This is a genomic window from Mesorhizobium sp. M1A.F.Ca.IN.022.06.1.1 (assembly GCF_003952605.1).
Taxonomy (GTDB): domain Bacteria; phylum Pseudomonadota; class Alphaproteobacteria; order Rhizobiales; family Rhizobiaceae; genus Mesorhizobium.
The window spans coordinates 4,296,001-4,320,205 of record NZ_CP034455.1; the positions used below are offsets into that span (position 1 = coordinate 4,296,001).

The 24,205-nt window shown below is 64.9% G+C and carries 19 protein-coding genes; 14 read left to right on the forward strand and 5 right to left on the reverse strand.

Annotated features, from left to right (window positions below; genetic code table 11):
- The first annotated feature begins 27 nt into the window (after nt 1-27).
- The 10 genes from EJ078_RS20390 to EJ078_RS20435 all read left to right on the forward strand — a co-directional run bounded on the left by EJ078_RS20390 (nt 28) and on the right by EJ078_RS20435 (nt 13,950).
- The gene (locus tag EJ078_RS20390) at nt 28-3,387 is read left to right on the forward strand and encodes a transglutaminase family protein (RefSeq protein WP_127847409.1); all 3,360 of its coding nucleotides are present in this window, start codon (nt 28-30) and stop codon (nt 3,385-3,387) included.
- 6 nt (nt 3,388-3,393) lie between these two features.
- Nucleotides 3,394-5,805, forward strand: coding sequence for a circularly permuted type 2 ATP-grasp protein (locus EJ078_RS20395; RefSeq protein WP_127216949.1), 2,412 nt, complete (start codon nt 3,394-3,396; stop codon nt 5,803-5,805).
- Nucleotides 5,806-6,681, forward strand: a complete 876-nt coding sequence (locus tag EJ078_RS20400) for a transglutaminase family protein (RefSeq protein WP_127216948.1) — start codon at nt 5,806-5,808, stop codon at nt 6,679-6,681. It begins immediately after the preceding gene.
- Between the two features lie 105 nt (nt 6,682-6,786).
- A complete protein-coding gene (locus EJ078_RS20405; protein ID WP_127216947.1) occupies nt 6,787-7,722 on the forward strand; it encodes a glycosyltransferase family 2 protein in 936 nt (311 codons plus the stop codon).
- Nucleotides 7,722-8,594: a glycosyltransferase gene (locus EJ078_RS20410; protein WP_127404205.1), complete on the forward strand. Its 873-nt coding sequence runs from the start codon at nt 7,722-7,724 to the stop codon at nt 8,592-8,594. The genes EJ078_RS20405 and EJ078_RS20410 overlap by 1 nt, the downstream gene beginning before the upstream one ends.
- On the forward strand, nt 8,591-9,334 hold the full coding sequence (locus EJ078_RS20415; protein ID WP_095823368.1) for a hypothetical protein: 744 nt from the start codon (nt 8,591-8,593) through the stop codon (nt 9,332-9,334). The genes EJ078_RS20410 and EJ078_RS20415 overlap by 4 nt, the downstream gene beginning before the upstream one ends.
- Before the next feature lie 74 nt (nt 9,335-9,408).
- Nucleotides 9,409-10,500, forward strand: coding sequence for a DNA topoisomerase IB (locus EJ078_RS20420; protein WP_067326145.1), 1,092 nt, complete (start codon nt 9,409-9,411; stop codon nt 10,498-10,500).
- 106 nt (nt 10,501-10,606) lie between these two features.
- Nucleotides 10,607-10,981, forward strand: coding sequence for a YciI family protein (locus EJ078_RS20425; RefSeq protein WP_067002334.1), 375 nt, complete (start codon nt 10,607-10,609; stop codon nt 10,979-10,981).
- Complete coding sequence (locus EJ078_RS20430; RefSeq protein ID WP_208720794.1) at nt 10,978-12,252, forward strand: RNA polymerase sigma factor; 1,275 nt, start codon at nt 10,978-10,980, stop codon at nt 12,250-12,252. Before EJ078_RS20425 ends, EJ078_RS20430 begins: the two co-directional genes overlap by 4 nt.
- Nucleotides 12,253-12,435: 183 nt before the next feature.
- Entirely contained in the window at nt 12,436-13,950 is a 1,515-nt protein-coding gene (locus EJ078_RS20435) for an aldehyde dehydrogenase family protein (protein WP_127216195.1), read from the forward strand.
- 189 nt (nt 13,951-14,139) lie between these two features.
- Here the strand turns inward: EJ078_RS20435 and EJ078_RS20440 are convergent, their stop codons facing one another.
- Entirely contained in the window at nt 14,140-15,006 is an 867-nt protein-coding gene (locus EJ078_RS20440) for a hypothetical protein (RefSeq protein WP_095800417.1), read from the reverse strand.
- A 333-nt stretch (nt 15,007-15,339) separates the two neighbouring features.
- On the opposite strand from EJ078_RS20440, the gene EJ078_RS20445 reads away from it, so the two are divergent.
- From EJ078_RS20445 to EJ078_RS20455, 3 genes are all read left to right on the forward strand, one after another.
- Nucleotides 15,340-16,173, forward strand: coding sequence for a GNAT family N-acetyltransferase (locus tag EJ078_RS20445; protein ID WP_127216194.1), 834 nt, complete (start codon nt 15,340-15,342; stop codon nt 16,171-16,173).
- A gap of 135 nt (nt 16,174-16,308) precedes the next feature.
- The gene (locus tag EJ078_RS20450) at nt 16,309-17,079 is read left to right on the forward strand and encodes an SDR family oxidoreductase (protein WP_127216193.1); all 771 of its coding nucleotides are present in this window, start codon (nt 16,309-16,311) and stop codon (nt 17,077-17,079) included.
- A gap of 34 nt (nt 17,080-17,113) precedes the next feature.
- Nucleotides 17,114-17,875 (forward strand): SDR family NAD(P)-dependent oxidoreductase, encoded by a 762-nt coding sequence (locus tag EJ078_RS20455; protein ID WP_127216192.1) that lies wholly within the window; start codon nt 17,114-17,116, stop codon nt 17,873-17,875.
- Nucleotides 17,876-17,911: 36 nt separating this feature from the next.
- Here the strand turns inward: EJ078_RS20455 and EJ078_RS20460 are convergent, their stop codons facing one another.
- The 4 genes from EJ078_RS20460 to EJ078_RS20475 all read right to left on the reverse strand — a co-directional run bounded on the left by EJ078_RS20460 (nt 17,912) and on the right by EJ078_RS20475 (nt 22,608).
- Entirely contained in the window at nt 17,912-19,015 is a 1,104-nt protein-coding gene (locus EJ078_RS20460; RefSeq protein ID WP_127403652.1) for an alcohol dehydrogenase family protein, read from the reverse strand.
- A gap of 68 nt (nt 19,016-19,083) precedes the next feature.
- A complete protein-coding gene (locus EJ078_RS20465; protein WP_095800412.1) occupies nt 19,084-20,463 on the reverse strand; it encodes an aspartate aminotransferase family protein in 1,380 nt (459 codons plus the stop codon).
- Nucleotides 20,464-20,499: 36 nt separating this feature from the next.
- The gene (locus EJ078_RS20470) at nt 20,500-21,993 is read right to left on the reverse strand and encodes an NAD-dependent succinate-semialdehyde dehydrogenase (RefSeq protein ID WP_127243074.1); all 1,494 of its coding nucleotides are present in this window, start codon (nt 21,991-21,993) and stop codon (nt 20,500-20,502) included.
- A 129-nt stretch (nt 21,994-22,122) separates the two neighbouring features.
- A complete protein-coding gene (locus EJ078_RS20475; RefSeq protein WP_095800633.1) occupies nt 22,123-22,608 on the reverse strand; it encodes an Lrp/AsnC family transcriptional regulator in 486 nt (161 codons plus the stop codon).
- An 84-nt stretch (nt 22,609-22,692) separates the two neighbouring features.
- Between EJ078_RS20475 and EJ078_RS20480 the strand changes: the two genes are divergently transcribed.
- Nucleotides 22,693-24,078 carry a PLP-dependent aminotransferase family protein gene (locus tag EJ078_RS20480; RefSeq protein ID WP_067326174.1) on the forward strand — a complete coding sequence of 462 codons (1,386 nt, stop codon included), beginning with the start codon at nt 22,693-22,695 and terminating at the stop codon, nt 24,076-24,078.
- Nucleotides 24,079-24,205 lie beyond the last annotated feature (127 nt).

Here is a 24,205-nt window from a genome sequence, read left to right on the forward strand (position 1 = left end):
GATTGAAACGCCGTTCCCCGGGGCACCATGGCAATTCTGGCAGCCGTCCACCACCTGACCCATTACAAATACGACCGGCCGGTCGTTCTCGGCCCTCAGGTGATCAGGCTGCACCCGGCGCCGCATTCGCGCACCAAGGTGCTCAGCCATTCGCTGAAGGTCGAGCCGAAGAAGCATTTCGTCAACCTGCAGCAGGACCCGTACGGCAACTTCCTCGCCCGCTTCGTCTTCCCGGAGCCGGTGACGGAACTGAAGATCCAAGTCGATCTAGTCGCCGATATGACGGTCTATAATCCGTTCGATTTCTTCGTCGAGGAATCAGCCGAGAATTTCCCGTTCGAGTACCCGGAAGAGATCAGGCAAGACCTCGCTATATACCGCACGCCCGAGCCGGCCGGCCCGTTGCTGTCGGCCTTCCTGAAAACCATCGACCGCAGTCCGACAAACACGGTCAACTTCCTGGTCGGCCTCAACGCGCGGCTGCAGCGCGAAATCGCTTATATCGTGCGCATGGAGACCGGCGTCTATTCGCCGGAGGAGACGCTGGCCGCCGGCAAAGGCTCGTGCCGAGATTCGAGCTGGCTGCTGGTGCAGATCCTGCGCAACCTCGGCATCGCAGCGCGTTTTGTCTCCGGTTACCTGATCCAGTTGAAGCCGGACCTCGTCTCGTTGGACGGACCGCCTGGAACCTCGGTCGATTTCACCGACCTGCACGCCTGGTGCGAAGTCTATATTCCGGGCGCCGGCTGGATCGGCTTCGACCCGACTTCCGGTTTGCTCACCGGCGAAAGCCATGTGCCGCTGGCGGCGACGCCGCATTTCCGCAATGCCGCGCCGATCTCCGGCATGGCGAGCTTCGCCAATGTCGATTTCGACTTCGACATGCGCGTCGATCGCATCGCCGAGCATCCGCGCATCACCAAGCCGTTCTCGGATGAAAGCTGGGAGGCGCTCGACGCCTTGGGCAACAAGGTCGACGCGGTTTTGCGCGAACAGGATGTGCGGCTCACCATGGGCGGCGAGCCGACCTTCGTGTCGATCGATGATTTCGAGGCTGCCGAATGGAATACGGCGGCCGTCGGGCCGACCAAGCGCGACAAGGCGGATCAGCTGATCCGCCGGCTGCGCGAGCGCTTCGCGCCGGGCGGTTTCCTCCACTACGGGCAAGGCAAGTGGTATCCGGGCGAGAGCCTGCCGCGCTGGACCTTCTCGCTCTTTTGGCGCACCGATGGCGAGCCGGTCTGGCGCGACCCGTCGCTGATCGCGCGCGAAACGAGCACCGTCTCTGTCGGGCCTGAGCAGGCCGCAAGCTTGCTCACGGCGATCGCCGCCGAGCTCGGCATCGACAAGGCGATGGTCGGCGAGGCCTATGAGGATCCGGCCGAATGGCTGCTCAAGGAAGGCAAGCTGCCGGATAATGTCGACCCGTCCAACTCGAAGCTGGAGGATCCGGAAGAGCGCAGCCGCATGGCACGTGTGTTCGAGCGCGGCCTGACCAAGCCGTCAGGCTATGTGCTGCCGGTGCAGCGCTGGAACAGCCAGGCCGCCGGGCAGCGCTGGCGTTCGGAAAAGTGGAAGACGCGGCGCGGCCGGCTGTTCCTGGTGCCGGGCGATTCCCCGGTCGGTTATCGGCTGCCGCTCGGCGCGCTGCCCTACGTGCCGCCGGCGCAATACCCCTATATCGTGCCGGTCGATCCGTCGCTGCCGCGCGCTACGCTGCCGGCGCGCGACGCTCTCTTGCCGGAACCTGCCCCAGCAGAACTTGAGGGCCCCGACGAAATGGCGCGCCGCCAGCTGGCAGCGTCCTTCACCGCGACAACGGGCCAGCAGGACCGCATCGAGCAGGAGATCACCGAGATCGGCGGTGCGGTGCGCACGGCGCTCACCGTCGAGCCTCGTGACGGGCGGCTCTGCGTGTTCATGCCGCCGGTCGAGGCGCTTGAGGACTATCTTGAGCTGGTGGCGGCGGCCGAGAACGCGGCCAAGGCGATCGGCCTGCCGGTGCATATCGAGGGTTATGGGCCGCCGCACGACCCGCGCCTCAACGTCATCCGCGTGGCGCCCGATCCCGGCGTCATCGAGGTAAACATCCACCCGGCCGCCGACTGGCGGGAATGCGTCGCGACGACCACGGCGATCTATGAGGAAGCCAGGCAGTCGCGGCTCGGCACCGACAAGTTCATGATCGACGGCCGTCACACCGGCACGGGCGGCGGCAATCATGTCGTTGTCGGCGGCGCGACGCCCAACGATAGTCCGTTCCTGCGCCGGCCGGACCTGTTGAAGAGCCTGGTGCTGCAATGGCAGCGGCACCCATCGCTCTCCTATCTGTTTTCCGGCCTGTTCATCGGCCCCACCAGCCAGGCGCCGCGCATCGACGAGGCACGGCATGACTCCCTCTATGAACTCGAGATCGCGCTGGCCCAGGTGCCGCATCCCGACAAGGGCGAGGCGCCGTTGCCGTGGCTGGTCGACCGGCTGTTCCGCAATCTCTTGACCGACGTGACCGGCAACACGCACCGTTCGGAAATCTGCATCGACAAATTGTTCTCGCCGGACGGTCCGACGGGACGGCTCGGTTTGGTCGAGTTCCGCGGCTTCGAAATGCCACCCAATGCCCGGATGTCGCTCGCCCAGCAATTGCTGGTCCGCGCTATCATCGCGCGGGCTTGGAAGAACCCGCTCGACGGCCGCTTCGCGCGCTGGGGCACGTCGCTGCATGACCGTTTCATGCTGCCGCATTATGTCTGGGCGGATTTCCTCGACGTGCTGGAAGATCTGAAGCTCAACGGCTTCGACTTCCGCCCGGAATGGTTCGCAGCCCAACTCGAATTTCGCTTCCCGTTCTGCGGCCAGGTGCAGCATGGCGGCGTCAAGCTGGAGCTCAGGCAGGCGCTGGAGCCTTGGCATGTGATGGGCGAGCAAGGCGCGATCGGCGGCACGGTCCGCTTCGTCGATTCGTCCATCGAGCGGCTGCAGGTGAGGACGCAAGGCCTCAATCCGGAGCGTCACGCGGTCGTCTGCAACGGCCGCATCGTACCGATGAAGGCGACCGACAGCAGAGAGGTCGCGGTGGCAGGCGTGCGCTTCAAGGCCTGGCAGCCGGCCTCCGGCCTGCATCCGGCCCTTCCGGTCAACACGCCGTTGGTGTTCGACATCTACGACCGCTGGTCGGGCCGCTCGTTGGGAGGCTGCGTCTATCATGTCGCGCATCCGGGCGGCCGCAACTACGAGACCTTCCCGGTCAACGGCAACGAGGCGGAGGCGCGGCGGCTGGCCCGCTTCGAGCCGCGCGGCCATACGCCGGGTGCCTATGTGCTGCGTGAAGAACAAGGTTCTGAAGAGTTTCCCATGACCCTTGACCTCAGGCGACCGGCGAGATTCTGATCGAGCATGGCCAAGGGGAATCAGCAACGGGCGGGCGGCAGGCCGCGGGCGCAGAGCCTGTTGGAGCATTACCGGCCGATTGAAGGCGTCGTCGACGAGATGGTCGACGCGTCGGGCAATCCGCGCCCGGCCTGGCAGTCCTTCATCGGAGCGCTGGACGATCTGGGGGCTGAGGCGCTCGGACAGCGCTTTGCCCGCGCCGACCAATATCTGCGCGATGCCGGCGTCTACTACCGCGTCTACGACAAAGCCGGCGCCAACGAGCGCGAATGGCCGCTGGCGCATGTCCCGCTGCTGATCGACGAGAAGGAATGGGCCGAGATCAGCGCCGGCCTCGTCCAGCGCGCCGACCTGTTCGAGACGATGCTGGCCGACATTTACGGGCCGAACCGGCTGATCGAGAAGGGAATCCTGCCGGCGGGGCTGATTGCGGCGAGCCCGGAATATCTGCGCCCGGTGGTCGGCGTCCGTCCGGCCAGCGGCCATTTCCTGCACATGGTCGCCTTCGAGCTCGGCCGCGGCCCCGACGGCCGCTGGTGGGTTCTGGGCGACCGCACGCAAGCGCCGTCGGGCGCCGGCTTTGCGCTGGAGAACCGCGTTGCCACCACGCGCGCCTTGTCTGACATCTATGGCGAGCTGCATGTGCATCGCCTGGCCGGCTTCTTCCGCCGCTTCCGTGATGCGCTGAACGGCATGGCGAAGGATTCCGGCGGCCGTGTCGCCATCCTGACGCCCGGACCGCTCAACGAGACCTATTACGAGCACGCCTATATCGCGCGTTATCTCGGCATTATGCTGCTCGAAGGCGAGGACCTGACGGTGTCCGGCGGCCGGCTGATGGTGCGCACGGTTTCGGGCCTGATGCCGATCGGCGTTTTGTGGCGGCGGCTCGATGCCGCTTTCGCCGATCCGCTGGAGCTCAAACCGGACTCGCAGATCGGCACGCCGGGGCTGGTCGAGGCGATCCGGCGCGGCACCGTCTCGGCCGTCAACGGGCTCGGTTCCGGCTTGGCGGAAACGCGGGCGCTGCTTTCTTTCCTGCCGCGGATCGCACGGGAATTGCATGGCGAGGAACTCAAGCTGCCGAACATTGCGACCTGGTGGTGCGGACAGCAGGCGGAACGCGACCATGTGCTGGCCAATATCGACCGCATGGTGGTTGGCCCGGCGCTGTCGACACGGCTTGCCTTCGAGGACGATGGCGCGACCAGGCTCGGTTCGGCGCTTTCGGCCGGCGAGCGGGCGGAGCTTATCGCGCGGATCGAAGCCGACGGGGTTGGCTTCGTCGGCCAGGAGGCGGTCACGCTCTCGACTACGCCGGTCTTTGCCGGCGGCCGCTTGGAGCCGCGGCCCGCCAGCCTGCGCGTCTACCTGGCGCGAACACACGAAGGCTGGACGGTGATGCCCGGCGGCTTTGCACGCGTCGGCTTCTCGCTCGACCCGACCGCGATGGCCATGCAGCGCGGCGGTCAGGCGGCGGATGTCTGGGTGGTCAGCCACAGGCCTGTCGAGCGGGAGACGCTGCTGCCGCAGGAGACCGACGGCTTCACCCGCACCATGCCCGGCAGCCTGCCGAGCCGCGCCGCGGAAAACCTGACCTGGCTCGGCCGCTATATCGAGCGCTCGGAAGACACGGTGCGGGTGCTGCGCGCTTATCACGTCAGGCTGGCGGAGACATCCGATCCCGAGATGCCGCTGCTCGCCGACATCAGAGACTATCTCGAACCGTTCGGCATCGAGGTCGAAACCGCGATCCCGCTTGGATTGATCGGCACATTGGACAGCGCCGTCTACAGCGCCGGCCAGATCCGCGACCGCTTCTCGCCGGATGGCTGGCTGGCGCTGAAGGATCTGTCGAAGACCATCCACAAATTCGCGGAGACGGTCGCTCCGGGCGACGACGCGACGCGGGCGATGACCGTGATGCTGCGAAAGCTTGCGGGCTTCTCGGGGCTGCTGCACGAGAACATGTACCGCTTCACCGGTTGGCGCTTCCTGGAGATCGGCCGCCGACTGGAACGTGGCATCCAGATCGCGCGCACGCTAGCCAGACTGACAAAGGCAGACGCGCCCGACGGCGCACTCGACATAATGCTGGAGATCGGCGACAGCGTCATGACCCACCGCCGGCAATATCCGGTTCAGTCAGGCCGGCGCACGGTTATAGACCTCTTGGCGCTCGATCCGCTCAACCCGCGCTCGATCCTGTTCCAGCTCGAGCGGCTCAAGGCCGAGATCGGCATGCTGCCTTCCGTCGGGGGCGAGGGACATATGTCGCCCGCGGCGAAAGAAATCCTGCAGCTCAACACGGCGCTCGCCGTGATGGAGCCTCAGGACATGACCGCGAAGGTGCTGGACGATCTCGCCATTCAGATCGGCGATCTCTACAACAGTCTCGCCAGGGCCTATTTTGGATAAATGCTCTACGACATCAGGCTCCATCTTCATTACGGCTATGCGGCCGCAGCCGGCGGCGGCAGGCACCAGGTGCGCGTGCTGCCACAGACGATCGCCGGCGTGCAGCGGGTTATCGCCGCCTCGCTGTCGTTCCAGCCGAATCCGGCCGAGCGCGCGGATTTTTCCGATTTCTTCGGCAACAACGTCACTGCGATCGCCGTTCGCGACGCGCATGAGGAGCTCCACGTCAGGATGAGCGCCCGTGTGTCGGTATCGCGGCCGGAAGCCGGCCTCGACGTCTCGCCCGACATTCACGGCTTGAGGGCGGAACTCGACGCGGTGCGTTCGCTGTTCCCCGACGCGCCGCATCACTTCCTCGCCGCCAGCGACCACGCCAGCATCGATCCGGTAATCACGGACTATGCGCGGGAAAGCCTCGCCGGTTCGGCGATCGCCACGGCGGTCGATCTCTGCAATCGGATCCACCGCGATTTCACCTATGACGGCAAGGCAACTACCGTGCAGACGCGCGCCAGCGATGCCTTTGCGCTTCAGCGTGGAGTTTGCCAGGATTTCTCGCACATCATGATCGCCGGGCTGCGCGGGCTTGGCATCCCCGCCGGCTATGTCAGCGGCTTCCTGCGCACGATCCCGCCCAAGGGTAAGCCGAGGCTCGAAGGCGCCGACGCCATGCATGCCTGGGTCAAGGCCTGGTGCGGGCGCGATGCCGGCTGGCAGGAATTCGATCCGACCAACGGCATGCGGGCGAGCAACGACCATATCACGGTGGGATACGGCCGCGACTATTCCGACGTGGCGCCGATTGTCGGCGTCCTGAAAACCACCGGCGAGCAGATCGGCGAGCAGGCGGTCGATGTCATCCCGGTCGCTGCCTGAAGGCGCACGATCGGTGATGCGGCTGCTTCTCAAATCGCGATCCCGCCGCTATCTTGCCGCCGGACCGTGGACCGGCCTGCCGGGCACTTGCGCGGAGTTCAATTGTTGACATCGGTCAGCATCATCATTCCAGCACACAACGCGTCGGCAACCGTTGCAGACACGTTGGCAACCTTGCGCTCGGAAGCCGAGATCATCGGCGAAGTGATACTGGTCGACGATTCCTCGACGGACAACACGGCGGCCGTGGCCGCGGACGCAGCCTCGCGGCTGGCGCTGCCGTTCCGGATCATCCGGTCCAATTGTCGAGACGCGGGCGGCTCCCGCAATCTTGCGCTGGCCGAGGCGCGCTTCCCCTGGATTTACATGATCGACGCCGACGATCTGCATATCGAGGGTGGGTTGCGGACGCTGCTGTCCAAGACCAGGACCAAGCCAGGCGCCGACATGGTGGTCGGCGCCTACCGCCGGCGGACCGATGGCCGGGACCGACAGTTCAAAACGCCGGCCGGCTACATGACTGCCGGGCTCGCCAATGCCTCCGCCTATGTGGAAGGCAGGATACGGTCGATTGCCGTCGGCAGCGCGCTGGTGTCGCGGCATACGGTCGGCGACACGCGCTTCCCGACCGGTCTTGCCTACGACGAGGACACATTGTTCTGGGCGCGGGTTATGAGCAAGGCATCGCTCGCGGTCGTGAGGCAACCGATCATGATCTACTTCGTATCGTCGGACCGTTCGGATGACCGCTTCGCGATAAAGCCTGCGCGACGCTTCCTCGAATGGCGCCTGGCGTTGCGCGAACTCGCCGACTGCGGCATTGCGAAATCGTCGTTGAAAGCGAGGGAAGGGCTTGTGGCGCTCAAGATCGCCCGCGTACACTACGCTCGCGGCGATCTCGAAACGGCGGCAAAATTCCTGGCGGTTGCCGAAGCGGCGCCCAAGGTTTCCACCGACATCTGGCGCTGCATGCGCTACCGGCTCAAAATCGCGGCGCGGCGCCGGTTCCCGGCCCATCGCGTCCAACTGCAAAGTGCCTGATGGCCGACGGGCCGGAACTTGCAGTCGTGGTGATAGGTTTTCGGGCTCCGACCGATCTGGTCGCGGCGGTCAGGTCGGTGCTCGGCCAGAACATCCCGCTCGAGGTGGTGGTCGTGAATTCCGGCGGCGGGAATGCCCAGGCGCTTCTGGCCAATGCCGGACTCGACGTGCCAGTCATCGAGTGCGAAGAAAGGCTCTTTGCCGGGGCCGCGAGAAATCGCGGCATAGCGGCGACGAAAGCTCCTTTCATCGCCTTTCTCGCGGATGATTGCCTGGCATACCCGCGATGGGCAGAGGTCCGGCTGCGCCATCACCGGGAAGGCGTCGCGGCCGTGGCAAGCGCCATCGCCAACAGTCATCCGCGCAATCTGGTCGCGTGCGCGGCCCATCTCGTTACCTATATGCGGCGCCTGCCAGGTCTTCCCGCTCATCAGGCACTTCGCTACGGCGTTTCTTTCGACCGAAAATTGTTCGATCGGTATGGCCTGTTCGACGAACAAATGGCGACGGGAGAAGACACGGAATTCCTGGAAAGGCTGCCAAAGGCGATCGTGCCGCTATGGGAGCCAGCGGTGCTTACCGTCCATCGCAACGAGACACGGCTGATCCGAGTGATTGTCGACCAGTATCTGCGCGGATACCGATATGGGACCTACCTCAAATCCGTTGGGCACCGAAAGCCATTGCGGATTTTCAAAGGGGTGTTTCGGGACCGGCGCAATGTCGGCAAGTTCGCAAAAGAAGGCCTGGCCGAAGAGGATAGACGTTTCGCGATGTTATCGCTGCCGATCGTATGGGCTGCATTGTTCGCAAAATCGCTGGGGGCAGCCGTCGGCGTAACGCATGGCGATAGGACAGGCACGCGGCCATGATCACCATGGAGATGAAGCAGCCGCGCCGGCGGCGCGGTCGATGGCTTTGGTCGCGGCAAAGGATCGTCGCCATTTTCAGCTATCGCTACGATGCGCATCTGGTGCCAGACCTCCTCGCCAATCTCGACGCAATCGTCGATGGCTGGATCGCCTATGACGATCGCTCGGCGGATGCGGTCTTCAGCAATGAACCGCAGAGGCGGCGCGCGCTTATTGCCGCGGCCTATGAGGCCGGTGCCGATTGGCTTCTGGCAATCGATCCGGACGAAAGGCTGGAAGATGCCGTGGCAAGCCGGATAGGCCAACTGACCAGCGGGTCCAGGCGCAATGCCTGGGGATTTCGCCTAAGGGAGATGTATACGCCGGCAAGCTATCGCATCGACGGCGTCTGGGGCCAAAAGATGCAGCACAGGCTTTTCCCCGCTTATCACCCGGATCTGAGCCGGTCGCAAGGGCTGCATGAGGCCTGGTTCCCCGAAGATCTGCGCTTCAAGCTTCGGGACAGCGGCCTTAACCTTTATCATTTGAAGATGATCGAGCCGAAACGGCGCGTGGCACGTCGCGACCTCTACAATCATCTCGATCCGGAGCAACGTTTGCAGCAGATCGGCTACGACTATCTGACGGACGAGTCGGGAGCGGTTCTGGAAGCGATACCGGCCGGGCGAGACTACTTTCCCACCCATGTCGACGACGGCAGGCTTTGGATGGCTGAGGTGTCCGCCGACCGGCGGAGCTGAAGGACGCCCTCTGGGGACGGCGGAACCAGCCGCTGTCGCGCGGCTTATCTACGGACCAGTTCCGTGGAGTTACCATGCTGCAACGAGCACAATCGTCCTTCGGCCGCCTGGCGGGTGGTCTGGAAATACAAGGGAACGGCGCGCAGAGTTCCGCCGAGCGCGCCGCGCTCAGCTATGTCAGCGATGCCGATCCGGGCATCCGGCGCCTGAGAAAAGGCAAGGGATTTTCCTATGTCGGCCCGAACGGGAGTGCGGTCACCGCGGCCACCCTTGACCGTATCAAGGCGATCGTCATTCCGCCCGCGTGGACGGATGTATGGATCTCGCCCGACCCGAACGGCCATATCCAGGCGACCGGCCGGGATCAGCGCGGACGCAAGCAGTACCGCTATCATCCGCAGTGGACCGAGGAACGGGACGGCGTCAAATACTCCAGCCTCGTTGCTTTCGCGCAAAGCCTGCCCTCCTTGAGGCGCCAGGTCGATGCCGACCTGCGCCGTCATGGACTTCCGCTGGAGCGCGTTGTCGCCTCTGTCGTCTGGCTGCTCGACAACACCATGATCCGTGTCGGCAATGCCGCCTATGCCCGCGACAACAAGAGTTTCGGCCTGACCACGCTGCGCGACCGCCATGTCGAAATCACCGGTTCCAGCCTGCGCTTCTCCTTCACGGGCAAGTCCGGCAAGGAATGGAAGCTGAAGCTCGTCGACCAACGCATCGCCAAAATCGTGCGCGGCGCGCAGGACCTGCCTGGCCAGAAGCTGTTTCAGTATCTTGATGACGAGGGAACACGCCGGCCGCTGCGGTCGGAGGACGTCAATCGCTATATTCGCGAGGCATCTGGCCCGGAGTTCAGCTCCAAGCATTTTCGCACCTGGGGCGGCACCATCCATGCGGCATCCCTGTTCGCGCAGGCGGAGTTGCCCGAGAGCATGACCCAGAAAAACCGCGTGATGAACAGTATCGTCGACAAGGTCGCCGAACGACTCGGCAATACGCGAGCCGTCTGCCGCCGGTGCTATATCCATCCGCTCGTCTTCGAGGCGTGGGCCGAAGGGAAGCTGCTCGGCGAAATGGCCGAAGCCAACAAACGAAAGCGCCTTATACCGGGCCTCGACGAGGAGGAGACGCTGGTGCTGAGATGGCTGCAGGCGCGCGAAGCCTGACCACCAGGAGGACAGCGTAAACCCTCGATAGCTCTACAACTTTTTTGTCGACCTTGTGTCGGGAAGGGTCCTACTGTTGCGTCCTTTGATACGGAAAGGACGCACCATGCTCTATGCCATTCTCTGCTACGCCTCCGAAGACGTGGTCTGCTCCTGGAGCAAGGAACAGGACGAGGAGGTCATGGCAAAGCTCCTCAACGTACAGGACAAATACGCCAGGGCAGGCCGGCTGGGGCCGGTGGCGCGCCTGCTGCCGACCACAGCCGCGACGACGCTTCGCAAGGTCAAGGGCGAATCGGTGGTGCTCGACGGCCCGTTCGCCGAGACCAAGGAGCAGTTCCTCGGCTTCTACACGCTCGAATGCAATCACCTGGACGAAGCCGTCGAGTTCGCTCGCGAACTCTCCGAGGTCAATCCGAGCGGTGGTTCCTACGAGATCAGGCCGATCTCGGTCTTCAATCCGACAAAGGTTCCCGCATGACCGAGCTTGCCTGGATCAGCAACGCGATCAGCACCGCCCGTCCGCAGGCGATGGGCGCGCTGCTGCGCTATTTCCGCGACCTCGACGCCGCGGAAGAAGCTTTCCAGGATGCATGCCTGAGGGCGCTGAAGAACTGGCCGAAAAACGGGCCGCCGCGCGATCCGGCGGCCTGGCTGATCTTCGTCGGCCGCAACAGCGGCATCGACGCGGTGCGCAAGCGCGCCAAGCAGGCGCCGATGCCGGAAGAGGACCAGATCTCCGATCTCGAGGATGCCGAAGGCGATATGGCCGAGCGGCTGGACGGCGCGCATTATCGCGACGATATCCTGCGGCTCCTGTTCATCTGCTGCCATCCGGACCTGCCGGCGACGCAGCAGATCGCGGTCGCGCTGCGCATCGTCTCCGGCCTGACCGTCAAGCAGATCGCGCGCGCCTTTCTCGTCGGCGAGAGCGCCATGGAGCAGCGCATCACCCGGGCCAAGGCGCGCATCGCCGATGCCGGCGTGCCGTTCGAGACGCCAGGCGCGGTCGAGCGTTCCGAGCGCTTGGCGGCGGTCGCGGCCATGATCTATCTGATCTTCAACGAGGGCTATTCGACCAATGGCGGCGAGGCGCCGGCCCGCGCGCCGCTTTGCGAGGAGGCGATCCGGCTCGCCCGGCTGCTGCTCAGGCTGTTTCAGCAGGAACCGGAGATCATGGGGCTGACGGCGCTGCTGCTTCTCCAGCATGCACGCGCGCCGGCGCGCTTCGACGCGCATGGCGAGATCGTGCTGCTCGAGGATCAGGACCGGTCGCTCTGGAGCCGCAAGATGATCGACGAGGGCCTGGCGCTGGTCGACAAGGCGCTGCGTCATCGCAAGCCTGGCCCATACCAGGTGCAAGCGGCGATCGCGGCATTGCATGCGCGGGCGGCAACACCCGAGGATACGGACTGGACCGAGATCGACCTGCTCTACGGCTTGCTCGAGCAGATGCAGCCGTCGCCGGTAGTGACGCTGAACCGCGCGGTTGCGGTGAGCAAGGTGCGCGGCCCCGAAGCGGCGCTGGCGATGATCGAGCCGCTAGAGGATCGGCTGGCAGGCTATTTCCACTTCTTCGGCCTGAAGGGCGGCCTGCTGATGCAGCTCGGCCGTGGCGAGGAGGCGCGCGTGACCTTCGACCGCGCGATCGCTTTAGCCAACACCGCCGCCGAAGCCGCTCATATCCGCATGCATATCGACCGGCTGATCAAGGAAAGCACCGAGAAGTCGCAGGCCAAGAAGGCGCGCTGATCCCATTTTCACTGCTGGCCCAATTTTGCGCGCCGGGGTTGGACCATCCCGGGGTGGCGATTTTTCCCTGAAACGAGTAATGCCACGCCATGAAAGCGCCGTCGTGCCTGAGGGCGCCGACAAGACGTGGCGCAAGGCTTCGACGCTCGCCATATCCAAGGCGAGATCTGAAAAGGAACCAACATGACGATTGCGAAGGAAACGGCCTCACTTCTGGAGAAACTTGGCGTCGCCAAGGATGCACTTTCCGGTGGCGACCTCATCGTGCGCAGCCCGGTGACGGGCGAGCAGATCGCGGCACTGAAGTCGATCTCGGCGGTCGATGCCGGCAAGGCTATCGATGCCGCGCACAAGGCCTTCCACGCCTGGCGGCTGGTGCCGGGGCCGAAGCGGGGCGAGCTGGTGCGCCTGCTCGGCGAGGAGTTGCGTGCTCACAAGGCGGAGCTCGGCCGGCTGGTGTCGATCGAGGTCGGCAAGATCCCGTCCGAGGGTCTTGGTGAAGTGCAGGAGATGATCGACATCTGCGATTTCGCAGTCGGTCTTTCGCGCCAGCTCTACGGCCTGACCATCGCCACCGAGCGCCCTGGACACCGCATGATGGAAACCTGGCATCCGCTCGGCGTCGTCGGCGTGATCTCGGCCTTCAACTTCCCCGTCGCGGTGTGGTCGTGGAACGCGGCACTTGCACTCGTGTGCGGTGACGCGGTGGTGTGGAAGCCGTCGGAAAAGACGCCGCTGACGGCGTTTGCCTGCGGGGCGATCTTCGAGCGCGCCGCCAGGCGTTTCGGCGCCGATGCGCCGGAAGGCCTGCTCCAGGTGCTGATCGGCGACCGCGCCGTCGGCGAGGTGCTGGTCGACCATCCGAAGGTGCCGCTGGTCTCGGCCACGGGCTCGACCCGCATGGGCCGCGAGGTCGGTCCGCGGCTGGCCAAGCGTTTTGCACGCGCGGTGCTCGAGCTCGGCGGCAACAATGCCGGCATCGTCTGCCCGAGCGCCGATCTCGACATGGCGCTGCGCGCCATTGCGTTCGGCGCCATGGGCACCGCCGGCCAGCGCTGCACGACGCTCAGGCGTTTGTTCGTGCACGAGAGCGTCTATGACGCGCTGCTGCCGCGCCTGAAGAAGGCCTATCAGAGCGTTTCGGTCGGCAATCCGCTGGAGACCTCGGCGCTGGTCGGTCCGCTGATCGACAAGGCCGCCTTCGACAATATGCAGAAGGCGTTGAACGAAGCGGAAGCGCATGGCGGCAAGGTGACCGGCGGCACGCGGTTCGAGAACGGCCATCCCGAGGCCTACTATGTGCATCCGGCGCTCGTCGAAATGCCGAAGCAGGTTTCGCCGGTGACGGAAGAGACCTTCGCGCCGATCCTCTATGTGATGAAATATGCCGATTTCGACGAGGCGCTCGACCTGCACAATGCGGTCGGCGCAGGCCTGTCATCCTCGATCTTTACCCGTGACCTGCAGGAATCGGAGCGCTTTCTCGGCGTCGACGGTTCGGACTGCGGCATCGCCAATGTCAATATCGGCACGTCGGGCGCCGAGATCGGCGGCGCATTCGGCGGCGAGAAGGAAACCGGCGGCGGCCGGGAGAGCGGCTCGGACGCCTGGAAGGCCTATATGCGGCGCGCCACCAACACGGTGAACTTCTCCAAGGCCCTGCCCTTGGCGCAAGGCGTGTCGTTCGACATCGACTGAGGACATAGAGCGGTTCACCGTTCCACGGAAACGGCAAACCGCCCTATCTCTTTGATTTGACAATTCCGGACGGAAGACCGTTTCACACTATCCTGGAATTGCTCTGAGCGCCGCGTCATGGTCGAAGCGGCTCAACGGCGCGTCTCTTTGCGCGCCGTCACGGCAAGCTCGGAGCAGGCGCCGCGGCGCTCAGCCTTCGCTCGCGCCGGAAAAACTCGCCTCGAAGGCTGCGTCGACGATGGCGAGCTTGGCTGCCTGGACGGCCATGTATTCGTCGAAGAACTGCCGCGACACCCACATGACGGAATGTCCGCGCTGGCCGACCCAGCCGATGCTGCCGAGCGCCTCGGCGTCGCGGAGCTTGCGCGCCAGATGCGTGCGCGACAGCTTCAGCCAATGCGCAAATTCGCTGATCGAGATGACGCCGGTCGGAATCTTCTCGAGGCTGGCGTCCTCCGGATCGATACCCGACATCAGCCAGTCCATGACGATGCCGCCGTTGTTGAGCCAGATGAACAACGAGAAGGTTTGCTGGGGTTCCCGCACCGGAATGGATGCGAGCAATCCGTCGCAGATCAATGGCTGCAGCTTGGCCAGCATATCGGGGTGTCCGAGGAAAGTCGTCAGCCGGGCTCCGCCATCGATGCGGTCGAGCGTTCGCAAATGGGCATGGATCCAGCCGGTAAAGGTCTCGATGGTGGCCGCGGTCACCCGCAACGGATGAGCCCGGCCATCGCCACGCGACGAAATATATTCGGCGACGTTGTAACGGAGCATTTCCTTGACGAACGCTTCGGCGGTGTTGCGGCTGGCGACTGAATTGCGGCGCACGACCTCGATGAAACGCGCTACGGTCATTTCGGTGCGACGGTCATCGGGGTCGCGCCTGAAATGCAGCGCAAGTCCGACATGGCCGAGCAGCCAGCGCTGCTGAGTGGCAAAAACGGCGGCAAGGCGCGGGCTGGTTTCGTAGATATGGATGAGCGCGCGCGACTGCTCCTTGACACCGCGCAGAGCTGCCGGATGACTGGCGATTTCTTCGGCGCTCAGGGGCATTTCCTCGGGCACTCCATTCAATTCGAAGCAACGACCAAAGAAGATTCCCCGCCTTCCACGGTCGTGTCCAGTTACCCATTGGAACAACAGCTGATGTTTCGGCGCGTTCTTGCTAACCCTTTGCATCGATTCGAAAAACCCGGATAATAATTCGCTCGACGGTCCAGCGTTCAATGGGCGGCCTCTTCGCCGAATCGGCGAAGGAGCATCGACGCTTGGGCTTCGTGAGTGGACAGGTCGGCAACGTCCAAAACCGGTCTTTGCAACCTGCTGGCGGCGACCTATCCTGGAGGCTTGAAATCCGTTGCCTCTAGGCCGCCGCCGAGTGAAGCCATGCCGAGAACGATCCGGACGCTGACCGCCAGCGAGGTCGAAACGCTCGTCGAGTGGGCGGCGAGGGAGGGATGGAATCCGGGCATCGACGATGCCGCCGCGCTCAGGGCTGCCGATCCTGAAGGGTTCATCGGCGCCTTCGTCGGCGGCGAGATGGTGGCCGGCATCTCGGCCGTCGCCTATGGCGCGGAGTTCGGTTTCATCGGCCTCTATATCTGCCGGCCCGATCGGCGCGGCGAAGGCCATGGCAAGGCGGTCTGGGATGCCGGCATGGCTCGGCTCGGCGACCGCATTGTCGGCCTCGACGGCGTGGCCGAGCAGCGGGCCAACTACCAGCACAAAGGCTTCGTGCCGGCTTATGAGACCGTCCGCTTCAGCGGTCGTCCGGCCGGACTGACCGGCGGTCGCGATATCCGGTCCGTTGCCGCCGCCGAGACAGCCGAGATCCTGGCCTATGACCGCCAGTGCTTCCCTGCGCCTCGGGAGGCCTTCGTGCGGGAATGGCTGCAGCCGCCCCGGATCGCGATGATGTCCACTGGCTCTGCTGGGCATGCCGGCTACGGCGTGGCGCGCCGATGTCGCGAAGGTTCCAAGGTCGGTCCGCTGTTCGCGGACGACATGGATACAGCCCTGGCTTTGATGGCGGAACTGGCGGGCAGGACGGCAGGCGAGGCGCTGCATATCGACGTGCCGGCTACCCAGATCGGCTTCACCGCCGTGCTTCAGGCTGTCGGCATGGTCCCCGGTTTCGCGACGACCCGCATGTATCGGGGCGGCAAACCAGGTAATGCGCCGTCGAAGGTTTTCGGCATCACGACGCTGGAGTTGGGGTGATCGCGAAGCGGATGGCTTCGGTCGTGTGATCATTGATTGTCCGGCCTGGCGCATGCGAGATGTCTCTTCGACGTGGTTCGGATGCCCGGACTGTGTCTCGCCGCAACGATCATCGCACAGTGCGGAGGTTATCGAATGGCTGCAAGAACCGTGCTGATCGCGGGCGGCGCCGGGGGAATGGGTCTTGCGACGGGACTGCGCCTGGCGGCCGACGGCGAGCGGATCGTGCTCGCCGACCTTCCCGGCGCGAAACTCGACGAGGCCGTGTCAAAGATTGCCGCGACCGGTGCGAACGCGATCGGTCTGCCGCTCGATATCCGTTCCGTCGCTGCCTGCCGAGAGGTTGTGGATAAGGCACGCGAATGGGGAGGCGGCCTGGACATTCTCGTCAACGCCGCCGGCGTCTGGCTCGAGGGAGCGGCAAGCGAGGTCCGCGAAGAGCAATGGGACCTGGTGCTGGACGTCAATCTCAAAGGCGCCTTCTTCCTGATCTCGGCCGCCATTCCGCACCTGTCGGCGGTGCAGGGCGTTATCATCAACATCGCCTCCGACGCGGGCATCGTCGGCAACAACGGCGCGGCGGTCTATTGCGCCTCCAAAGGCGGGCTGGTGCTGCTGACCAAGGCTCTCGCCCTGGAGCTTGCGCCGCACGGCATCAGGGTCAACGCCGTCTGTCCTGGCGACACGGCGACGCCGATGATCGAGTATCAGGCAAGGACCTATGGCGGAGATGACCCGGACGGCTACAAGCGCCGGCTCCTTGGGCACTACCCGCAAGGGGAAAGAGCACGGTTCATCGGCGTGGAAGAGATCGCCTCCTTCATCCATTATCTTTGCCAGCCCGGCGCGGCGCCGATCACCGGGGCCGCGCTTTCGATCGATTTCGGCATCAGCGCCGGCTACTGACTCGCGGCATCGGCGTCATCGCCTGGGAGGCTTCATGACCATGTTTCGCAAATCCCGCACGGCGCTGGTGACCGGCGCGGGCGCCGCCGACGGCACCGGCGCCGCGGTGGCGCGTGCGCTCGGAGACGCCGGGCTTGCGGTCGCGATCACCGCCTCGTCGCATCGCGTCGAGCAGCGCGCTGAAGAGCTGCGGGCGGAGGGGCTCGACGTTCGTGCGGTGGTGGCCGATCTGACGCGTGCAGCGGATGTCGAGCGGCTCTGCTCGGAGGTCGGCGAAATCGATATCCTCGTCAACAATGCCGGGATGGGAACAGTCGCCCAGCCGGCGCTGCAGCGGCGATTTCTCGATCTCAGCGAGAGCGACTGGGACCGCGGCATCGATGTCAGCCTGAAGACCACATTCCTTGCCACACGCGCATTTCTGGCCGGCATGGTCCGACGCGGTCATGGACGCGTGGTGAACATGGCCTCGGTCACCGGCCCTTACGTCTCCAACGAAGGCGAGGCCGCTTATTCCGCCGCCAAGGCAGGCATGGTCGGGCTGACGCATGCGCTTGCGCTGGAGGTCGGCCGCAGCGGCGTCACCGTTAACGCCGTGGCGCCGGGCTGGATCGCGACGGGCGCCTCGACGCCGGAAGAGCTCCTCGCGGCGCAAAACACGCCGCTTGGACGCGCCGGCACTCCGGAGGAGGTCGCTGCGGCTGTGCTGTTCCTGGCGTCCGACGGCGCCAGCTATGTCAACGGGGCCGTCCTCGTCGTGGATGGCGGCAACATCCTTCAGGAGCGCAAGGGCTGACCGCGAAGGTCAACTAACGGCCGCCGCTATCGGCCGTTACTTGTTCGTGTCGGCAATCGCGTCCGGCACCACCACCAGCTTGCCGACGAAGTCCTTGGCCATGAAGTCGGTCTGGGCGCGGTGGAAGTCCGACAGCTTGTAGACGCCGCCGACCAGCGGGCGGATCTTCTTCTCCTCGATGTAGCGCACGATGCGGCGGAAATCGGCCCTGGTGCCCTGGCTCGAGCCGTGCAGCTGAAGCTGCTTGAGATACATGGTGCGCAGGTCCAACTGCACCACCGGCCCCGCGATGGCGCCTGCGGTGGTGTAGCGTCCCTCGGGCCGCAGGATGCGCAGCAGATCATTGAAGATGGCGCCGCCGACAAGATCGGCGACCACGTCGATGGGTTGGCCAGCGGTCGCTTCGTTGACGGCGGCAGGCAGGTCGGCCACGCCGCGCGTGATCACTTTCTCGGCGCCGATGTCGAGCACCGCTTGCTCCTTGCCCTTGCCGACCACGGCATAGGGAATGGCGCCCCGCGCCCGCGCCAGCTGCACGATGCCGGAGCCGACACCGCCGGAGGCGCCGGTGACCAGCACCCGTTCGCCGGCCTTCAAGCCTGCACGTTCCAGCATCTGCTCGCCGGTGAGATAGGCGCAGCAGAAGGTGGCGAGCTCGACATCGCTCAAATCGGTATTGACGACATGCGCGTTCTCGGCCGGCAGCGCCTGGTATTCGGCATAGCCGCCGTCACGGCCGTGGCCCATATAGTCGATGTCGGCAAGCGAATCGTCGTCACGGTTGTAGATGGAGAAGTCGACCATGACGCGTTCGCCGATGCGCTCGGCGGGTACGCCGTCACCGACGGCGACGATGGTGCCGACCGTATCGGTGCCCTGGATGCGAGGAAAGGTCAGCGTGTTGCCTTGCCGGCGCCAGGTCGATACCGCGGCCGCATCTTCTTCCGTGCCATAGGCGCCCTGGCGCACCCACACGTCGGTGTTGTTCATGCCGCAGGCGCTGACCTTGACCAGCACCTCGCCGGCAGCCGGCGACGGCACCTTCACATCGGTGCGGTAGACGAGTTTTTCCAGGCCGCCGTGGCCGGTGAGCTGCACGGCGGCCATCGTGGCCGGGACGGTTCTGGTCATGGCAATCATGTCAATCTGTTCCTTTGCCTTCGCGCAATTCCCCACGGAAAACCGTTTCACACCTTTCTTGGATTGCCTCAGAGGCTGGCAAACACGCTGTTCACGGCGTCGGCGGTCTTGGCGACGATGGTGTCGGCCTCCTCGCGCGTCAGGCAAAGCGGCGGCGCGAAGCCGAGGATGTCGCCCTGCGGCATGGCGCGGGCGATGACGCCGCTTGCCGCGAGCGCCGTGGCGATCTGCGGGCCCACTTTGAGCGCCGGATCGAAGAAGACGCGATCGTCGCGATCCCTGACGAACTCGACCGCAGCCAGCATGCCGTCGCCGCGGACCTCGCCGACGTTTCTGTGGTCGCCGACGGCCTTGGTTAGCTCGGCGCGGAAATAAGCGCCGGTCTCGCCGGCATTCCTCACCAGATCCATCTCGTCGATCAGTTCGAGATTGGCGACGCCCGCGGCGACGCAGATGGGATGCGCCGAATAGGTCCAGCCGTGGCCCAGCGAGCCCAGCTTGTCGGAACCCCTGACCAGCACCTGCCAGACCTTGTCGGAGACGATGACGCCGGAAAGCGGCGCATAGGCAGACGTCAGGCCCTTCGCGATGGTGATCAGGTCCGGCTTGATGCCGTAATGGTCGGAGCCGAACATGGTGCCGAGACGGCCGAAGCCGGTCACCACCTCGTCGGCGACAAGCAGCACGTCGTATTTGTTCAGCACTGCCTGGATCTTTTCCCAATAGCCGGCGGGCGGCGGCACGATGCCGCCGGTGCCGAGGATCGGCTCGCCGATAAAGGCCGCGACGGTGTCCGGGCCCTCGGCAAGGATCATCTCCTCGAGCTTGTCGGCGCAATATTGCGAAAACTGCTCCTCGCTCATCGAGCGGTCGGCGCGGCGGAAATAATAGGGGGCCTCGGTGTGCATGATCGGCGCGCGCGGCAGGTCGAAGGCGTTGTGGAACAGCTCGAGCCCGGTCAGCGATCCTGTCATGACGCCGGAGCCGTGGTAGCCGCGCCAGCGCGAGATGATCTTCTTCTTCTCCGGCCGACCGAGAACGTTGTTGTAATACCAGATCAGCTTGATGTTGGTCTCGTTGGCGTCGGAGCCGGAGAGGCCGAAATAGACCCTCGACATGCCCTTCGGCGCGCGGTCGATGATCATCTTGGCGAGCGTAATCGAGGCCTCGGTGCCGTGCCCGACATAGGCGTGATAATAAGCGAGGTTCTTGGCCTGCTCGGCAATGGCATCGGCGATCTTGTGGCGGCCATAGCCGACATTGACGCAATAGAGGCCGGCAAAGGCATCGATGCTCTTCTTGCCGGTGTTGTCCCAGACGGTGACGCCTTCGCCGCCGGCCATGATGCGTGCCGGGGACTCGCCCCGCGCATGCGTGCCCATATGCGTCGAGGGATGGAAGAAGTGGTCGCGATCCCAGGCCGAAAGTTCGTTGGACTGTTCGAGCATCTTTTTTCTCCTTGCAGGGAATTCTTCCGGCGTGCGCTAGGCGACGTCCAGACAAAGGTATTTCAGATCGGTGAAGGCTTCGAGGCCATGGCGCGAGCCTTCGCGGCCGATGCCGGACTGCTTGACTCCGCCGAACGGGATCGGCGCGCCGGTGATCTTCACCCGGTTGATCGCGACCATACCGTATTCAAGCGCGCGACCCATGCGCGCCTGGCGCGCGCCGTTCTCGGTCACGACATAGGCGACAAGGCCATATTCGGTAGCATTGGCGCGGGCGACGACTTCCGCTTCCTCGTCGAACGGGGTGACGGCGGCGACCGGGCCGAAGGTTTCCTCATGCATGATCAGCGCCTCGTCCGGCACATCGACGAGCAGCGTTGGCTGATAGAACAGCGGCCCGGCCGCATGGCGCTTGCCGCCGATGAGGCAGCGCGCGCCGCGAGCCAGCGCGTCTGCGACCTGCTCCTCCACCTTCTTGACGGCGCGCTCATGCATCAGCGGGCCGATATCGGCGTCGGGTGAAAGCCCGTTGCCGGTGCGCAGACGCTCGATGCGACGGGCGAGGGCGGCGCAGAAGCGGTCATAGATCTGGCGCTGCACATAGATGCGGTTGGCGGCAAGACAATCCTGGCCGGAGGTGGCGAATTTGGCGTCGAGGGCGATCGTCACCGCCTTTTCGATATCGGCATCACCGAAGACGATCAGCGGCGCATGGCCGCCGAGCTCCATGACCAGTCGCTTCATCGTCGGCGCGCTCTGCGCGGCAATCAGCCGGCCGACGTCGGTCGAACCGGTGAAGCTCATGGCGCGCACCCGGGCGTCAGCGCACATCGCGCCGACGATGGTGCGCGCATCCCCGGTGACAACGTTGAAGACGCCGGCGGGCAGGCCGGCACGCTCGCCGAGCTCGGCCAGCGCCAGCGCCGAAAGCGGCGTTTCCGAGGACGGATGCGCCACCACGGTGCAGCCGGCGGCAAGCGCCGCAGCGGCCTTGCGGGTGAGCATGGCCGACGGAAAGTTCCATGGGGTGACGACGCCGACGACGCCGAGCGGCTCGCGGCGAACGGTCATCTGAGCATTCGGCAAATGGCTGGTGACGCTTTCGGCATTGAGGCGCTTTGCTTCCTCGGCATACCACTCGAGGAAGGAGGCGGCGTAGTCGATCTCGCCCAGCGATTCCTTTAGCGGCTTGCCCTGTTCAAGCGTCATCAGCAGCGCCAGGTCGTCCTTGGCGGCGACGATCAGCTCGAACCATTTTCGCAAGATTCCGGAGCGCTCCTGCGGCAGCGCGGAGCGCCAGGCCGGCAGGGCACGCGCTGCCGCGTCGACAGCCTCCGCCGTTTGGCTTGCGCCGAGGGCGGCAACGAAGGCGACTGTAGCGCCGGTGGCCGGATCGGTGACTGCGAAGCTCGCAGCCGAGTCGCCGGCGGTCCAATGGCCCCCGATATAGCCGAGATCGCGCAGCAGCCGGCGATCGGCGAGACGATCCAGTGCTTCGTGGCGGTGTGGGCGTGCAAAATGCGCGGACATCGTTTGTCTCCCGGTGCCAAGGCGATGCGGAGAGATTAGCCGCGCGACCGAGACAGAGAGGCTTTTTCGTCAGCCGCCAGGAGAGAGATTGTCTCTCATCCCCCGCCGGGCCAGACGATCTCTCCGGCTTCAGCCTGGCAACAGGTCGGCGACAGGCACCACGGACTCCTCCTTCACCGTCTTGGTGACGATGTAGGTGAAGTAGCGGTCGATGCCAATCTCGCGTTCCAGCAGGGCGTCGACCAGCCGCTGATAGGCGTCGATGTCCCGCGCCATCACTTTCACCACATAGTCGACGCCGCCGCCGACCGACCAGCAGGCGACGATCTCGGGCACGTCGCGGATGACCCGCTCGAAACGGTCGAAATCGGCTTGCCGGTGGCTGGCCAATGTCACCTCCATCAGCACGGTCGCCACCGGCGCGATCGCGCGCATGGCGATTGCGGCGTGGTAGCCGGCGACGATGCCGGCCTTTTCCAGCTTGCGCAGCCGCATCCAGCAAGGCGTCGGCGACAGGCCGACCTTCTCGGCCAGCGCCAGCTTGGTGATGCGCCCGTCGCGCTGGATGGCGTCGAGGATCTTGAGGTCGATCGGATCGAGTTTCGCTGCCGCCATGCCGGCCCCGCTTTTTGTTCCGGACACCATGACGATGCATTATTTCGATTGTCAATTGCACTGATTTCGATCTCTAATAAAGTCATGACATTATGGCAGCCAGATCCTGCGCTCATCCGCCGCCCGGCCTACCTCTCGCTGGCCGATCAGTTCGCGCGCGCCATCCATGACGGAAAGCTCGCCAATGGCGCGCGACTGCCGACGCACCGGCGGCTTGCCGACGACCTGAAACTTTCGGTCCAGACGGTCAGCCGCGCCTATGAGGAACTGATCCGCCGCGGTCTGATTGCCGGCGAGGTCGGCCGCGGCAGCTTCGTGCAGACGCAGCGCCGGGAGCCGGAGCCGCCCTACCTTCCGGAACGGTTGGGCGAGGTCATCGACCTCTCGATCCTGAAGCCGGTCTGCGAGCCGATGCATCTGGAGAAGCTGAAGCAGGCGTTGGGGTGGCTGGCCGAGAACCTGCCGTCGAGTTCGGCGCTGTCGTTCCGGCCGAACATGGTGTTCCCGCGTCATCGCACGGTGGCGGTCGAATGGCTGAAGCTCTGCGGCCTCGACGCCTCACCGCAGAACATCAGCCTCACCAACGGCGCCACCGCCGGCATGACGGTAGCGCTGATGAGCGTCGCACCGCCCGGTTCGACGGTCGCCACCGAGGCGATCGGCCACCACACGCTGGTGCCGCTCGCCCGCTATCTCGGCTTCAACCTCGAGGGCCTGCCGATCGACGGCAACGGCCTGGTCCCGGAAGCGTTGGACGAGGCCTGCCGTCTCTCCGGCATTCGCGCTGTTTTCGTCCAGCCATCGGTCATCAACCCGACGGCGAGCTTGATGGACGACAGCCGGCGCGAGCAGATCGCCGCGGTCGCGCGCAAACATGACATCGCCATCATCGAGAACGACGTGCTCGGGCCGCTCGTCGAAGGCCGGCCTCCGGCGGTTGCCGCCTTCGCGCCCGAGCGGACGCTCTACGTCACCTCCTTCACCAAGATCACCGTGCCCGGCCTGCGCATCGGCTATCTCGCCGTGCCCGACCGCTATGTCGCGGCCGTCGCCAACCGCCATCTCGTCTCGAACTGGATGGCGACGCCGATGGTGGCGGAAATCGCGACGCGGTGGGTGAATGACGGCACGGCTTTTGAGTTGGTCAACTGGCAACGCGGGGCGTTGAGACGCCGGCAGGAAATCGCAGCCGAAATGCTGGCCGGCGTCGACTATCGCTCCCATCGCGAAGGGCTGCATCTGTGGCTCGAATTGCCGGGCGACCGCGCCGAGGAGAGCTTCGTTGCGCAGGCGCGCCTGCGCGGCGTGGCGATTGCCCCGGGCACGTCGTTCCGCATCGCCGACACGCCGTGGCATCCGGCCGTGCGCATCTCGCTCGGCTCGACCACCGAAGGGGAACTGCGCTCGGGCTTGAGCGTTGTCGCCAAGCTCCTGCTGGGCGATCCGGAGCATCTTCTGCTCGCCATCTGATGCAAAAGCGGATCGCCAATTGCCCTGAAATTGTGCAGCGCTCGAAAAATTGTCATGATATTATTTTCCTAATTGACATGATTTAGCGCGTTTCGCATCGTTAGGAGCATAGGCCGCTTCAGAACGG

Coding starts and splice junctions, on each gene's coding strand:
- EJ078_RS20390 (WP_127847409.1), top strand. CDS start 28: ATGGCAATTCTGGCAGCCGTCCACCACCTGACCCATTACAAATACGAC.
- EJ078_RS20395 (WP_127216949.1), top strand. CDS start 3,394: ATGGCCAAGGGGAATCAGCAACGGGCGGGCGGCAGGCCGCGGGCGCAG.
- EJ078_RS20400 (WP_127216948.1), top strand. CDS start 5,806: ATGCTCTACGACATCAGGCTCCATCTTCATTACGGCTATGCGGCCGCA.
- EJ078_RS20410 (WP_127404205.1), top strand. CDS start 7,722: ATGGCCGACGGGCCGGAACTTGCAGTCGTGGTGATAGGTTTTCGGGCT.
- EJ078_RS20415 (WP_095823368.1), top strand. CDS start 8,591: ATGATCACCATGGAGATGAAGCAGCCGCGCCGGCGGCGCGGTCGATGG.
- EJ078_RS20420 (WP_067326145.1), top strand. CDS start 9,409: ATGCTGCAACGAGCACAATCGTCCTTCGGCCGCCTGGCGGGTGGTCTG.
- EJ078_RS20425 (WP_067002334.1), top strand. CDS start 10,607: ATGCTCTATGCCATTCTCTGCTACGCCTCCGAAGACGTGGTCTGCTCC.
- EJ078_RS20430 (WP_208720794.1), top strand. CDS start 10,978: ATGACCGAGCTTGCCTGGATCAGCAACGCGATCAGCACCGCCCGTCCG.
- EJ078_RS20435 (WP_127216195.1), top strand. CDS start 12,436: ATGACGATTGCGAAGGAAACGGCCTCACTTCTGGAGAAACTTGGCGTC.
- EJ078_RS20440 (WP_095800417.1), bottom strand. CDS start 15,006: ATGCCCCTGAGCGCCGAAGAAATCGCCAGTCATCCGGCAGCTCTGCGC.
- EJ078_RS20445 (WP_127216194.1), top strand. CDS start 15,340: ATGCCGAGAACGATCCGGACGCTGACCGCCAGCGAGGTCGAAACGCTC.
- EJ078_RS20450 (WP_127216193.1), top strand. CDS start 16,309: ATGGCTGCAAGAACCGTGCTGATCGCGGGCGGCGCCGGGGGAATGGGT.
- EJ078_RS20455 (WP_127216192.1), top strand. CDS start 17,114: ATGACCATGTTTCGCAAATCCCGCACGGCGCTGGTGACCGGCGCGGGC.
- EJ078_RS20460 (WP_127403652.1), bottom strand. CDS start 19,015: ATGATTGCCATGACCAGAACCGTCCCGGCCACGATGGCCGCCGTGCAG.
- EJ078_RS20465 (WP_095800412.1), bottom strand. CDS start 20,463: ATGCTCGAACAGTCCAACGAACTTTCGGCCTGGGATCGCGACCACTTC.
- EJ078_RS20470 (WP_127243074.1), bottom strand. CDS start 21,993: ATGTCCGCGCATTTTGCACGCCCACACCGCCACGAAGCACTGGATCGT.
- EJ078_RS20475 (WP_095800633.1), bottom strand. CDS start 22,608: ATGGCGGCAGCGAAACTCGATCCGATCGACCTCAAGATCCTCGACGCC.
- EJ078_RS20480 (WP_067326174.1), top strand. CDS start 22,693: ATGACATTATGGCAGCCAGATCCTGCGCTCATCCGCCGCCCGGCCTAC.